This is a genomic window from Acetobacter fabarum (assembly GCF_029069195.1).
Lineage (GTDB): Bacteria > Pseudomonadota > Alphaproteobacteria > Acetobacterales > Acetobacteraceae > Acetobacter > Acetobacter fabarum_A.
Window position 1 is genome coordinate 65,740 of the sequence record NZ_JARDYK010000001.1, and the last position, 13,796, is coordinate 79,535.

Consider the following 13,796-nt stretch of genomic DNA (forward strand, 5'->3'; position numbering starts at 1 on the left):
TTTTTATCTTATTTCTGTGCTGAACTGTCTGGAGGCTCTTCGTAATGGCCCGCGTCACCGTCGAAGACTGCGTTGAAAAGGTTCCAAACCGCTTTGAACTGGTGGTGTACGCCGCGCAGCGCGCCCGCAACATCTCCCGTGGCGAGGAGCTGACCATTGACCGCGACAACGACAAGAATCCCGTCGTTGCCCTGCGTGAAATTGCGGATGAAACCGTGCATCTGCCCGCCCTGCGCAACGATCTGATCCGTTCGCAGGCCCGCGAACCCGAACCTGAACCTGTGGAAGAAGAAGTGCAGGATCTGGTGCCGACCGAACAGAATATTTTTGGTCTGCAGGAAGTCTCCGCCGAGGAAGAGGCCGCCGATGACGTGCGTGCTATTGAAGCGGCTCTGACCGGTCGCGCGCGGCGGTAAAAGGGCGCGTGGACCAACCGGGCGGCGATATTCCCGTTCACACCTCTTCCCCCGAGCGGGAAGGGGGTGCCCCGGTTGAAGTGTCTTTTGCGCCCGTAGTTTCTGTCGGGCGTGAGGGGGAGATCGGCTGCGAGCGGCTGATCGCCAAGGTGCTGAGTTATGCGCCACAGGCTGATGTTCAGTCCATCCATCGCGCGTTCGATGTGGCCAACAGGGCGCATCAGAGCCAGATGCGCGACAATGGTGACCCTTATATAACCCATCCTCTGGCCGTTGCCATGATTCTGGCGCGCTTCAGGCTGGATGTACAGTCCATCTGTACGGCTCTGCTCCATGATACGATTGAAGATACCGGTGTTACGTATGATACGCTAAAGGCTGATTTTGGGCCCGTTGTGGCGGATCTGGTCGATGGCGTTACCAAGCTGACGCGGCTGGAGCTTCAGTCTGACCGTACCAAGCAGGCCGAAAATTTTCGCAAGCTTGTGCTGGCCATGTCCAAGGATATTCGCGTCCTTCTGGTCAAACTGGCAGACCGTCTGCACAACATGCGTACGCTCCATTTTGTGGAGCGGCAGGACCGTAGGCAGCGCATTGCGCGCGAAACGCTCGATATTTACGCGCCGCTGGCCGAGCGCATTGGTATGGACCGGGTCAAGACCGAGCTCCAGAACCTCTCTTTCGCGCAGCTTGAGCCCGAGGCTGACACCACCATCCGCACACGTCTGAATTACCTGCGGGGGCAGGGGGCGGATGTTATCGAAGATGTGCGGCGCGAACTGCTGCGCCTGTGCCATGAAGCCGGGCTGAAGGATGCTCAGGTTTCGGGGCGTGAAAAATCGCCTTACTCTATCTGGGAAAAAATGCAGCGCCGGAATGTGGCGTTCGAACAGTTGTCCGACATCATGGCCTTCCGCATGATCGTGAATACGCGCGAGGACTGTTATATGGCGCTAGGGGCAGTACATGCCGCCTACCCCATGATTGCCGGACGGTTCAAGGATTATATCTCCACCCCCAAAGCCAACGGGTATCAGAGCCTGCATACAGGGGTTACCCTGCGCTCCCCCCGTAACCAGAAAATAGAGGTGCAGATCCGCACGCAGGCCATGCATGACGTGGCTGAAAACGGCGTTGCAGCCCACTGGGTGTACAAGGAAGGCGGTACCACCAGCCCTGACGAAGGCGGGTATGGTGGAGTGCGGCGCCCGCGCTGGGTGCAGGACCTGCTGGAAATTCTGGAAGCCTCATCCGCCCCGGATGAATTTCTGGAAAACACCAAGCTTGAACTTTATCAGGATCAGGTTTTCTGTTTTTCGCCCAAGGGGCAGCTTATCTCGCTCCCGCGCGGGGCTACTCCGGTTGACTTTGCCTATGCAGTGCATAGCCAGATCGGAGACACCTGTGTAGGGGCCAAGGTTAACGGTCGCCTTATGCCGCTGCGGCATGAGCTGGAAAACGGCGATCAGGTCGAAATCATGACCGCCCGTGGTGGCGCGCCTTCTCCCTCATGGGAGCGGTTTGTGGTTACGGGCAAGGCGCGTGCGCGTATCCGCCGTTATGTGGCGCAGCAGCAGCGTCAGGTTTCGCTGGATAATGGGCGCGCGGCGCTGGCCAAGGCCTTCCGTCAGGAAGGTGTGGATGGCTCCGAAAAAATCATGGAGACCACACTCAAGGCGCTCAAGCAGAGTTCCTTGCAGGATCTGTACGTTGCGGTTGGCACCAGCAATCTGAACGCGCGGGACGTGGTGCATGCGGCCTACCCCGAGTTGCGGCGTGTGCAGCGTGTGCCACGCATGCTGGCGGGTCTGCCCGGTGTGCTGGGTACAGCAGGGCCAAGACCACGTGGCGCGCCTGCCATGCGCCGTCCGGCGGGTGGGGCAGTGCCTCTGGTCGGGCTTGGGGCGGGTGTTGCCGTACATTACGCAGCCTGCTGCCATCCTTTGCCGGGCGACCGCATTGTAGGGGTGGTGGCAACGGGCAAAGGTGTAACCGTGCATACACGCACCTGTCAGACGCTGGAAAGTTTTGCCGCAACGCCTGAGCGCTTTCTGGACGTGGACTGGGATTACGACGCCATGGCCCGCGCCGGTGGAACCGGGCAGATGCGGGTTGGCCGTATCAGCATTGTGGCCGAAAACGAAGGCTCTGTTCTGGCGTCCATTACCAATACGATTTCCAAGTGCGATGCGGCTATGGTCAATCTCAAGATCGTGCACCGCCAGCTCGACTTTACGGAAATCCTGCTGGATGTGGAGGTGCGTGACCTGCGCCACCTGTCTTCTGTTATTGCCGGGTTGCGGGCTGTATCGGGCATTACGCAGGCTGATCGGGCCAAGTCATGACCCTGCTGGCAACTGGTGTAGATCTGTGCGACATGCGGCGGATTGAGGAAGTCATGGAGCGGTTTGGGGAACGTTTTCTGGACCGTGTTTTTACGCCGTATGAGCGCGCCAAGGCAGAGAGGCGTGTAGGGGCTGCCAGAATAGGCACCTACGCCAAACGCTGGGCCGCCAAGGAAGCATGCGCCAAAGCGCTGGGTACGGGTTTTGCCCATGGGGTTGCGCAAAGCCAGATTGGGGTGGAAAATCTTGCATCGGGCCAGCCTGTGCTGGTACTGACCGGGGCTGCGGCCCAGAGGCTGGCAGAGCTTGTGCCCGCAGGCCATAAGCCTGAACTGATGCTGAGCATGACCGACGAACCCCCTTATGCGTTTGCGCAGGTGTTTATCTCGGTCCGTGCGGGTTGACATCACACCAAGCGCACGGCTTGATCCAGCGGATTTTATTTTTCTGGCATGATTATGGGAGCAGATGGGGCAGCGCATGAGTAAACCGGAGACTGCTCCAACTGGAGCGCAGCACGCTGTTACCGTCAGACATGCTGTGGTGGAATATGTACGGACGATTTTAACGGTCGTGATCGTTGTTGTTTTTGTACGTACGTTTTTGTTTGAATCCTTTGTCATCCCATCAGGGTCCATGATCCCCACCCTGCAGGTGGGGGACTACATATGGGTGTCCAAATACAGCTACGGTTATTCACGGTTTTCGCTGCCGTTCTCGCCCGACCTGTTCAGCGGTCGGGTCTGGGCGGGGCAACCGCACCGGGGCGATGTGGCTGTGTTCCGGTTCACCAAAGATACGTCCATAGATTACATCAAGCGGATTATCGGCCTGCCGGGGGATCGTATTCAGGTTACCGGGGGGCAACTGTTCCTCAATGGCGTGCGGGTTCCATGCGTGCAGCCGCATGCGTATGTGGCGCGGGATGAAACCCGCATGCCCATGGAGGGCGAAGCCTGCACGGAGGAGCTTCCCCAGCGGGATGGGCAGGGGGTGGTCCGGCACGATATTTTGAAACTGACCAATGATGGCCCGCAGAACGACACCCCCGAATATGTCGTGCCTCCCGGTTATTTCTTTGCCATGGGCGACAACCGGGATGATAGCGCGGACAGCCGTTTTGTGGGAGACGGCCCCAAGGATCTTGGCTTTGTGCCCATGGAAAATCTTGTCGGCAGGGCGCAGCGCATTTTCTTCTCGGTCGAGGCGGCCCATCCCATCTGGCAGGTCTGGTACTGGCCAGCCGAAATCCGCTGGGCCCGTCTGTTAAAAGGCGTGATGTAATGAGTGCGGGCCACTCCACGCCGCAATATCTGGCGTCCATGGCATTGCAGGAGCGTCTGGGCTATCAGTTTGCCAACCCTTCCCTTCTGCAGGAGGCGCTGACCCACCGTTCGGCGGCACACCAGAAAGCGGGCGGGCGCAGACGGAATAAAACCAAGGGAGCAGGTTCCAACGAGCGGCTTGAGTTTATTGGCGACCGTGTTCTGGGCCTGCTGATGGCGGAGCTGTTGCTGGAACGGTTTCCGGGTGAGCAGGAGGGGGCTTTGGGCTCGCGGCTTGCGCATCTGGTTTCACGTACAACGCTTGCGGATATTGCCGACCAGCTTGATCTGGCCGAGGCCTTGTCCGTGGCAGAGCATGAAGCCCGTGCTGGCGTGCAGACAGCCGCCAATGTTGTAGCCGATGGACTGGAGGCCGTGCTGGGTGCGGTTTTTCTGGATGGTGGGCTGGCTCCGGCCCGCAACATTGTGCGCACCTGCTGGAAACGGATACTCGATGCGCAGGCCCTCCCCCCCAAAGACCCCAAAACCGCATTGCAGGAATGGGTTCTGGGGCGTGGGCAGGGTTTGCCTGTTTACGAAACGATAGGGGCCGATGGCCCATCGCACGCCCCGCTGTTTGTGGTGCGGGTCAGTGCGGGGGGGTATTCGGCTGAAGGATGTGCAGGGAGCAAGCGGGCAGCGGAAAGTTCTGCCGCGGCAGCCCTGCTGGAAAAACTTGGAGGCAGCCATCAGGGCTGAAGCAACAGGCATGACACAAACAACACGTTGTGGCTTTGCTGCGCTGGTGGGTGCACCAAACGCAGGCAAATCAACGCTGCTTAACCGTATGGCGGGTGCCAAGCTCTCCATCGTCTCGCCTAAGGCGCAGACAACGCGCTTCCGGGTGCTGGGTATTCTCATGCGCGGGGCTAGCCAGATTTTGCTGGTGGACACGCCTGGTATCTTCAAGCCGCGCCGCAAGCTCGATCGCGCCATGGTGGCCGCTGCCTGGACTGGCTCGGATGATGCGGATATCACCTTGTTGCTGGTCGATGCCCGCACAGGTCTGACCGAAGCCGTGCAGGACATCATTACCCGTCTGGCGCAGGCCGGGCGGACCACATGGCTGGTGCTGAACAAGACAGACCTTGTGCCTGCATCTGCCCTGCTGCCCCTTACGGCGGCGATTACCGAAAAACTGGCCGTTGAGCATGTGTTCATGGTCAGTGCGCGCACTGGTGGTGGTGTAGACGATCTGCTGGACAAGCTGGCTTCCAGCCTGCCCGAAGGCCCATACCTGTACCCCGAGGATGACCTGACCGATCTGCCTGACCGCCTGCTTGCAGCCGAACTGGTGCGCGAGCAGATTTTTATGCAGACGCATGAGGAGGTGCCCTATGGCACCACAGCCGAGACCGAGAGTTTTCAGGAACGCCCCGATGGCTCGGTGCGGATTGAGGTGACGATTTATGTTGGCCGTACCGGGCATAAAGCCATTCTTATTGGTAATGGCGGGCAGAAGATCAAAATGATAGGCGAGCGGGCCCGCAAGCAGCTTGCTGGCCTGCTGGAACGTCCGTGCCATCTGTTTTTGAATGTCAAGGAACGCTCCGGCTGGGATGAAGAACGGGCCCGTCTGCGTGCCATCGGGCTGGATGACGTGCCATAAAGGATGGCTTGGCGCTTGTGGCCTTCCGCCTTGGAGGATAAGAGAGAGCGATCTTACACGCCGCGCGTCTGCGCGTGGCGGAGGTCTGTTTTTTGTCGGACTTTGCATGATTGAGGGCCTATGACTGCTTCTGTCTCTGAAACGCCAAGGCGTAAACGTGTATTGCTCAAGGTGTCTGGTGAAGCCCTGATGGGCGAGGGGGCCTTTGGAGTAGAACAGAAGACGGTCGAGCGGATTGCCAAGGATGTTGCCGAGGTCGTGCGCGGTGGTACGGAAGTGTGCCTGGTTGTGGGGGGCGGCAACATTTTTCGTGGAGTGGCTGCCGCCGCCAAGGGCATGGACCGCGCGCAGGGTGACTATGCTGGCATGTTGGCAACAGTCATTAACGCGCTGCTGCTCCAGAATGCGCTTGAGCGTGAACTGATAACAACGCGGGTCATGTCCGCCATTCACATGTCTTCCGTGGCCGAGCCGTATATCCGGCGCAGGGCGGTCAGACATATGGAAAAAGGGCGGGTGGTTATTTTTGCCGCAGGTACGGGCAATCCCTTCTTTACCACGGATACGGCCGCGGCCCTGCGTGCGGCGGAAATGGAATGTGATATCCTGCTTAAAGGGACGCAGGTCGATGGCGTGTATTCGGCCGACCCCAAGCATGACCCCAGCGCTACACGCTATGATGAACTGACATACATGACTGTACTCTCCAACCAGTTGAGTGTCATGGATGCGGCCGCCATCAGCCTTGCGCGTGAGAATAAACTGCCGATTATTGTCTTCAATATTGGTGAGGAAGGCTCGTTTGGTCGCGTTATGCGCGGCGAGGGCGCTTTTACGCGGATTATCGAAGCAACCTGACACCATGCAAACCGCTGCCCGTTAAGGCAGCACGCGGAATGAACTAGAGCGGAGGCAGGACAGCACAGTGCCTCCGTGACAAAACGGGAGAAACCGCCGTGTCTGACTTGAATGACCTGCTTGATGATATCAAGCGCCGTATGGATAGTGCGCTGGAAAGCCTGCGTCGTGATTTTTCCGGCCTGCGCTCCGGCCGTGCCAGTCCGGCCCTGCTCGAACCCGTACGGGTGGAAGCCTATGGAGGGGAAGTGCCGCTTACGCAGGTCGCCTCCATAGCTGTGCCAGAAGCACGCATGATTACCGTGCAGGTATGGGACCGTGTTCTGGCCGGGGCCGTGGAACGCGCCATCCGCGATGCCGGGCTGGGGCTGAACCCCGCTGGTGAAGGCCAGACCATCCGGGTTCCCATCCCGCAGTTGACCGAAGAACGCCGCAACGAACTGGCAAAAGCTGCCGCACGCTATGCGGAAGGCGCCAAGATTGCCGTGCGTGGCGTGCGCCGCGATGGCATGGACAAAGCCAAGGGTTTTGAAAAGAAAGGGGACATCAGTCAGGACGACGTAAAGACCTGGTCTGACGCCATTCAGAAAACAACTGATCAGTATGTCAAAAAAGTAGATGACATGCTTGCCGAAAAAGAGAAAGAAATCAAGCAGGTCTGAGGATCAGCCTGAACGGGGCCGGTTTTATTCCCGCTGAACTGAATACGGTGGATTTTTTCCTGTTATGTCTTCCCTGCCAGCCGACAGAAAAGCGGTCGTCCCTTCGCATGTCGCCATTATTATGGATGGCAACGGGCGTTGGGCGTGTGAGCGGGGTCTGCCGCGTCTGGCGGGGCATCGGGCCGGGGCAGATGCCGTGGCACGGTGTATCAGCGCGGCTATTCAGCGCGGTGTGCCCTATCTGACCCTTTATGCGTTTTCATCCGAAAACTGGTCGCGTGGCCCCAAGGAAGTATCAGACCTGACCGGTCTTTTGCGTTACTATCTGCGCCATAAGGTCAAGGAACTGCATAGCGAGGGTGTCCGCCTTCGTTTTATTGGTGATCTGAGCCGGTTTGATACGAGTTTACGCGAGGAACTGGCCCGTGCTGAGGCAATGACCCGCAATAACGGAAAGCTGGTTCTGTTGCTGGCCCTGTCCTACGGGGGACGGGGGGATATTATGCAGGCGGTCCGGCGTGTTGCCCAGGAAGTGCGTGATGGCTGGCTAACCCCCGAACAGATTGATGAAAACCTGTTTGTCAACCATTTGTGGACTGCAGGTGTACCAGACCCCGATGTGGTCGTGCGTACGAGCGGGGAGTATCGGCTTTCCAATTTTCTGCTCTGGCAGAGCGCATATGCGGAACTTGTTTTTCTGGATGTGTTCTGGCCCGATTTCAATGAAGGGCATTTTGCAACGGTGCTGGACCTTTATGCCCGTCGTGAGCGGCGCTTTGGTGCGCGACCGGTGGCTTCGGCATGACAGCGGACGGGCAATCCTCTGCATGGCGAGACCTGCGGCCACGCGTTCTGTCCGCCATGGTTCTGGTCGTGGTTGCTGGTGGATGTATCGGGGTGGGCGGGTTTGCCTATGCCCTGATGGTGCTTCTGGCCATGGGTGGAATGGCGGCTGAGGCTGCGGGTCTTCTCAGGCTGCCAGTCCGGAGCTGGCGCGGTGTGCTTTATGTGTTGTGGGCGATCTGTGGCGGGCTTTCCGCTGCAACCGGGCACTGGCAATATTTTATTCTGTTCAGTATCGGCTCGTGCGTATTTGGCGCGGAGTTGTGCACGATCATGTGTGTGATTATCATGGCGGGTACGGCTTTGCTGTGGCTGAGGCAGGCGAGTATCTGGCCCGTTCTGTTTGTTGTCGCTGTTGTGGTGGCGAGCGATACATCGGCCTACATGGCAGGTCGCTTGCTTGGTGGGCCAAAGCTGGCTCCACGTATATCCCCCGGTAAAACACGCTCTGGCGCTCTGGGTGGACTTGTGGGGGCTGTGCTTGTGGGGGGCGGCATAGCGCTCCTGTCGGGGCTGGGGAGCGTGGAGATGGCGCTGGTCTGGGGGGGCGTGCTGGGTGTGTCCGCCCAGCTTGGGGACCTGGCCGAAAGTGCCATGAAGAGGGCTCTGGGCGTTAAGGATTCCGGTACGCTGCTGCCTGGTCATGGTGGTCTGCTTGACCGGTTTGATGGTCTGGTGATTGCCGCCCCTGTTGCAGCCGCCATTTCCCTTGCCGTGCCCGGTGCACCATTCTGGAGTGCTGGCCTGCACGACCTTGTTCATAGCCTTGTTGCTGGTCTGCCGGGTTAGTCCAGTTCCTGGTTTTTGCCCTGCATGGTCGGGGCTTGTGTTATTCTTCGGGTGTGGAAAGGTAAAGCATGAGAACCGTAACCGTTCTGGGAACTACCGGTAGCATTGGCTGCTCTACCGTGGATCTGCTGGAGCAGACGCGTGACCAGTACCGGGTGCGTGCGCTTGTGGGTGGTAAAAACGCCGTCAAGCTGGCCGAACAGGCCCGTAGCCTGAAGGCAGAGCTGGCCGTGCTGGCCGATGAGAGCGCCTATGCCGAACTCAAGGCGCTTCTGGCCGGGAGTGGTGTTGAGGTGGCCTGTGGACGCGGGGCGGTCATAGAGGCTGCTGGTCTGCCAGCAGACTGGACCATGGCGGCCATTACCGGTGCCGCAGGTCTGGAGCCTACTCTTGCCGCGGTTAAAAACGGCAACAGCATTGCGCTGGCCAACAAGGAAGCGCTGGTCTGTGCGGGAGATGTCATGCTCCGTGCGGTGCAGGATGCTGGAGCAACACTGTTGCCAGTTGATTCCGAGCATAATGCCGTTTTTCAGTCCATGGCGGACCGACAGGCTGATCAGGTTGAAAAAATTATTCTGACAGCGTCTGGCGGTCCTTTCCGCAATGCCTCGCTCGATGTCATGCGTGCGGCCACTCCTGCTCAGGCGCTCAAACACCCGACATGGAGCATGGGCGCCAAAATCAGCATCGATTCCGCCACCATGTTCAACAAGGGGCTGGAGGTTATTGAAGCAGCCCGTATTTTTGGTCTGACCGAAGACCGGATTGATGTGCTGGTCCACCCCCAGTCCGTTGTGCACGGTATGGTGCAATATACCGATGGCAGCCTGATTGCGCAGATGGGGTCGGCCGATATGCGTATTCCCATTGCCCACGCGCTGGCATGGCCGCAACGTATGGCCACGACCTCCAGCCGTCTGGACCTTGCCGCTTTTGGCACGCTGGATTTTATTGCGCCTGATGAGGAGCGCTTCCCCGCCCTGCGTCTGGCGCGACAAGCCCTGCGGGCAGGGAGGGCTGTTCCGGCCATTCTGTCTGCGGCCAATGAGATTGCGGTTGAATCGTTCCTTAAAGAACAGATCGGCTTTCTGGACATTGCGCGTGTGGTCGAGGGCACCATGAACGCACTCGGCGCTCCACCGGCCGATACGCTCGATGCCGTGCTCCATTGGGATGCAGAAGCCCGGCGTGTTGCAACCCAACAGATTTCTGTCGTGGTTTCTTGAGAAAACCGCCTTCAGTCCCGATATCGGAGGAATGATGATACACGAATATCTACGCACCCTGATTTCCTTCGTTTTTGTTCTGGGCGTGCTGGTCACCTTTCACGAACTGGGGCATTACCTCGCGGCCCGCTGGCGTGGTGTGCATGTGGAGGTCTTCTCGCTCGGGTTTGGCCCAGCCCTGTTCAGGTGGCGTGACAAGAGCGGGACGGAGTGGCGCATCTGCCCGATTCCCCTAGGTGGGTACGTGCGCCCGCATGGGTTTGATGACCCCGAGGACGCCACGGAAGAGCAGAAGGCCGCATGGATTCCAGGCCGGACTTTTCATGATAAATCCGTATGGTCACGGGCCATCGTTATTCTGGCCGGGCCGGTTTTTAACTTCATTCTGGCTTTTGTGCTGTTTGTGCTGCTGTTTGCCACGGCTGGTCAGCCGCATGTGCGTAACGAGGTTGCATCCGTCATGCCCGGAAGTGCTGCGCAGAGTGCCGCCCTGCAAAAGGGCGACGTTATTCTGCGCATAGGCACACATGATGTTGCAGGTGTTGAGGATGCGCAGGCCACAGTGGCCCAGACACCGGGGCAGAAGACAACGCTGCTGGTGCGGCGTAATGGCCAGTCGCTGGAAATCCCCCTGACTATCGGCACCACGCAGGATTCGCGTGGGGGGGCGGCACGTGGCCTGCTTGGCGTGGTCTTTGCGGTTGAGCCGGGTAAGGCTCTGCCGTTGCCGCAGGCTGTCTCTGCCGGGGCCAAGGCGACATGGAATACCGTTGTGCAGACGCTCAGTGGCGTATGGCAGATTTTTAGCGGGCAGCATTCCGCGCGGGATCTGGGCGGTCCGCTCAAGATTGCGCAGCTCTCCGGGCAGGTTGCTCAATATGGGTTTGCCAGCCTGCTTTCCTTCATGGCGCTGCTGTCTGTTAATCTGGGTCTGATCAATCTCTTTCCCATTCCGCTTCTTGATGGTGGACGTCTGGTTTTTTATGCCATAGAGGCAATAAGAGGGCGTCCGGTTTCCAAGCGGGTGCAAGAGGTTAGTTTCCAGACCGGGTTTGCCGTGCTGGCGGGTCTGTTCTTGTTTTCGACGTTCAATGATCTGTCCAGCTTCGGGTTGTTCAGATGGATTGCAACGCTCGCAGGATGATAGTGAACCGGGCGTGAAGGGAAGGCTTGCGTGACAAGGGTAATTTCGGATACGTCCCTTGCGGGCGAGACAAGAACGGGAGATAGGCTTCCGTGCTGAACCGACCCGGATGGAGGGAGGCAGATCTTGACGGGTAAACGTTCGGCCCTGTTCGTTTCTGTCTGCATGTTGCCTTTTTTCCTGCTTGAGGGACGGGGGGCTATGGCCGCCCAGAATCAGGACGCACAGGCACCAGCAGCTGTTGTTGCATCGCCCGAGGGGGATACCGAAAGCCCTCCCGCGCCTCTGCCGGCTGCTCAGCCAGCCCCTGTGGGGGTGATTGATGAGATCCGTGTCTCGGGCAATACCCGTATCGAGACCAACACGGTGTTGTCCTACATGGTTGTCCGTGCGGGTGACCCGTTTACGCAGGATGATCTCGATCGTTCCCTGAAGACCCTGTACGCGACCGGGCTGTTCAAGGACGTGACCCTGCGGCGCGAGGGAAATACGCTTCTCGTCAAGCTCAAGGAAAACCCGATCGTCAACCGGATCGTGTTCGAGGGCAATCATGCCGCCAAGGATGAGGATCTGCGCAAGGTGCTCTCCCTGCGTCCGCGTGCGGTCTTCTCGGCAGAAACAACGGCGGATGACCGGCAGCGTATTCTGGAAATTTATGCCCAGAAATCCCACTTTGCAGCGGTGGTGACACCCCAGATCGTGCGCCTTGCGCATAACCGTGTGGATGTGATCTTCCAGATCAATGAAGGTCCGAACACCAAAATCCGCAAAATCGCGTTTGTGGGGAACAAAGCGTATAACGGAGCTGAACTGGCTGCTGCGATTTCCTCCAAGGAAACGGCCTGGTACCATTTTCTGGGATCATCTGACGAATATAACCCCGAACGTGTGAAGTATGACGGAGAGCTGCTGCGCCGGTTCTACCTGCATAACGGGTATGTTGATTTCCAGATCAAGGACATCAAGGGCGAACTTTCGCCTGATCGTAAATCCTTCTACATCACCATCACAATGGACGAAGGCATCCGCTACCGTCTGGGTAAGGTAGACATCCGCTCCAGCCTGCGGCATGTCCCCGCCAAGTCGTTGCGCAAGTATGTCGAGCTGTTTCCGCACCAGTGGTATGATGGCAAGGCCGTGCAGGATAACGCGACCGACATGGAGGAACTGCTCCAGTCGGAAGGGCATCCTTTTGCCGTGGTGCGTCCGGTTATTGCCCGCAACCCCGAAAAGCACATTGTCAATCTGCTTTTCGATGTCAGCGAAGGCCCGCGTCGCTATATTGAGCGGATTGATATCAACGGCAACACCATCACGCAGGATAACGTCATCCGTCGGCAGCTTCCGTTTGCCGAAGGTGACCCCTACACAAGCAGCTACAAGAAATACGCCAAGGAGGGGGTCCAGGATCTGGGCTACTTCAAATCGGTGGATGTGAAGGACGCCCCCGGTTCTTCTCCTGATCGTGCCAACGTGTCCGTTAACGTTGTGGAAAAACCAACAGGTGAATTCTCGCTTGGTGGTGGTTACTCTACCGACGTGGGGATTATTGGTAACGTCGGGCTCAAGCAGCACAATCTGCTGGGTACAGGGGTGGATGCAGGGTTCTCCGGAACTGTTTCGTATTATCAGAAACAGGCGGACCTTTCTGTTACGGACCCGGTCTTCCTCGGGCGCAATCTGGTTGTCGGCGCGGATATCTTCTTCATCGAAAACAATTACCAGACGTATCAGAATTACTCGGAAGGGCGGTACGGTATCACCCTGCGTATGGGGTATTCGTATAACCGGTACCTCTCCCAGTCTTGGAACTACAGCCTGATCCGCCGTTGGGTGGGGGATATGTGGAGTGAATCCTCTCCATATGTTCAGGAGCAGAAGGGCAAGTCGCTTCTTTCCCAGCTGAGCACTACGGTCATGTATGACCGGCGTGACAACCGCATGCAGCCGCATAGTGGCTATTTCGTTTCTGTGGGGGGGGACTTCGCCGGTATCGGCGGGGATGAAAATTACGTTCGCGGCAAGATTAACGGCGGTTACTATATTCCGCTTGATGACCTGACCAACAGCCACAACTGGACAATCGCCTTCCGTGGCGGCGCTGGCTACCTTGCCGACTGGGGTAGCAATGGCCGTCATGATATTATTGATAACTTCTATCTGGGTGGTAACACCCTGCGTGGCTTCCTTGATGGGGGTGCAGGTCCGCGAAGCGTAGGTAACGCAGCCCATCACTCCGAAGATCTGATCGGTGGGCGCTTCATGTACAATGCTTCGGCGCAGCTGAACTTCCCGATCCCCTTCCTGACAGATATGGGCGTGGGTGGCCGTGCCTTTGTGGATATGGGTTCGGTGGCGGGTTTGCGTGTGAAACACCTCTACACCAACCCCGCGACTGCTGGTGCGAACTATACGGCAGTATCGGGTGATATGGTGAGCCCGCGTATCAGTGCAGGCGCAGGTTTTTCGTGGAAAAGTCCGTTTGGTCTGCTGAATATTGACCTTGGTGTGCCGGTCAGACGCAGTTATAATGACCGGACACAGCTCCTTCGCTTCGGCTTCGGCCAGCAATTCTGAGG

Annotated in this window: 13 protein-coding genes; all 13 read left to right on the forward strand. The window is 58.3% G+C overall.

Features of this window, described 5'->3' with window-relative positions; genetic code table 11:
• Positions 1-44: 44 nt before the first annotated feature.
• The 13 genes from rpoZ (at position 45) to bamA (ending at position 13,794) form a co-directional block, all read left to right on the forward strand.
• The gene (rpoZ, locus tag PY793_RS00305) at positions 45-416 is read left to right on the forward strand and encodes a DNA-directed RNA polymerase subunit omega (RefSeq protein WP_275176152.1); all 372 of its coding nucleotides are present in this window, start codon (positions 45-47) and stop codon (positions 414-416) included.
• Between the two features lie 8 nt (positions 417-424).
• Positions 425-2,761, forward strand: a complete 2,337-nt coding sequence (locus PY793_RS00310) for a RelA/SpoT family protein (RefSeq protein WP_408744633.1) — start codon at positions 425-427, stop codon at positions 2,759-2,761.
• Complete coding sequence (gene acpS / locus PY793_RS00315; RefSeq protein ID WP_275176153.1) at positions 2,758-3,165, forward strand: holo-ACP synthase; 408 nt, start codon at positions 2,758-2,760, stop codon at positions 3,163-3,165. Before PY793_RS00310 ends, acpS begins: the two co-directional genes overlap by 4 nt.
• Before the next feature lie 76 nt (positions 3,166-3,241).
• Positions 3,242-4,045, forward strand: coding sequence for a signal peptidase I (lepB, locus tag PY793_RS00320; RefSeq protein ID WP_275176154.1), 804 nt, complete (start codon positions 3,242-3,244; stop codon positions 4,043-4,045).
• The gene (gene rnc, locus PY793_RS00325) at positions 4,045-4,785 is read left to right on the forward strand and encodes a ribonuclease III (RefSeq protein WP_275176155.1); all 741 of its coding nucleotides are present in this window, start codon (positions 4,045-4,047) and stop codon (positions 4,783-4,785) included. Before lepB ends, rnc begins: the two co-directional genes overlap by 1 nt.
• Positions 4,786-4,795: 10 nt before the next feature.
• Positions 4,796-5,695 carry a GTPase Era gene (gene era / locus PY793_RS00330; RefSeq protein ID WP_275176156.1) on the forward strand — a complete coding sequence of 300 codons (900 nt, stop codon included), beginning with the start codon at positions 4,796-4,798 and terminating at the stop codon, positions 5,693-5,695.
• Positions 5,696-5,815: 120 nt separating this feature from the next.
• Positions 5,816-6,553 carry a UMP kinase gene (pyrH, locus tag PY793_RS00335; RefSeq protein WP_275176157.1) on the forward strand — a complete coding sequence of 246 codons (738 nt, stop codon included), beginning with the start codon at positions 5,816-5,818 and terminating at the stop codon, positions 6,551-6,553.
• Between the two features lie 140 nt (positions 6,554-6,693).
• Positions 6,694-7,215, forward strand: coding sequence for a ribosome recycling factor (gene frr / locus PY793_RS00340; protein WP_221441729.1), 522 nt, complete (start codon positions 6,694-6,696; stop codon positions 7,213-7,215).
• 64 nt (positions 7,216-7,279) lie between these two features.
• A complete protein-coding gene (gene uppS, locus PY793_RS00345; RefSeq protein ID WP_275176158.1) occupies positions 7,280-8,020 on the forward strand; it encodes a polyprenyl diphosphate synthase in 741 nt (246 codons plus the stop codon).
• Positions 8,017-8,847 (forward strand): phosphatidate cytidylyltransferase, encoded by an 831-nt coding sequence (locus tag PY793_RS00350; RefSeq protein ID WP_275176159.1) that lies wholly within the window; start codon positions 8,017-8,019, stop codon positions 8,845-8,847. The genes uppS and PY793_RS00350 overlap by 4 nt, the downstream gene beginning before the upstream one ends.
• A gap of 68 nt (positions 8,848-8,915) precedes the next feature.
• Positions 8,916-10,073, forward strand: a complete 1,158-nt coding sequence (gene dxr / locus PY793_RS00355) for a 1-deoxy-D-xylulose-5-phosphate reductoisomerase (RefSeq protein WP_275176160.1) — start codon at positions 8,916-8,918, stop codon at positions 10,071-10,073.
• A 31-nt stretch (positions 10,074-10,104) separates the two neighbouring features.
• Positions 10,105-11,217, forward strand: a complete 1,113-nt coding sequence (rseP, locus tag PY793_RS00360; protein ID WP_275176161.1) for an RIP metalloprotease RseP — start codon at positions 10,105-10,107, stop codon at positions 11,215-11,217.
• A gap of 126 nt (positions 11,218-11,343) precedes the next feature.
• The gene (gene bamA, locus PY793_RS00365; RefSeq protein ID WP_275176162.1) at positions 11,344-13,794 is read left to right on the forward strand and encodes an outer membrane protein assembly factor BamA; all 2,451 of its coding nucleotides are present in this window, start codon (positions 11,344-11,346) and stop codon (positions 13,792-13,794) included.
• The last annotated feature ends 2 nt before the right edge of the window (positions 13,795-13,796 follow it).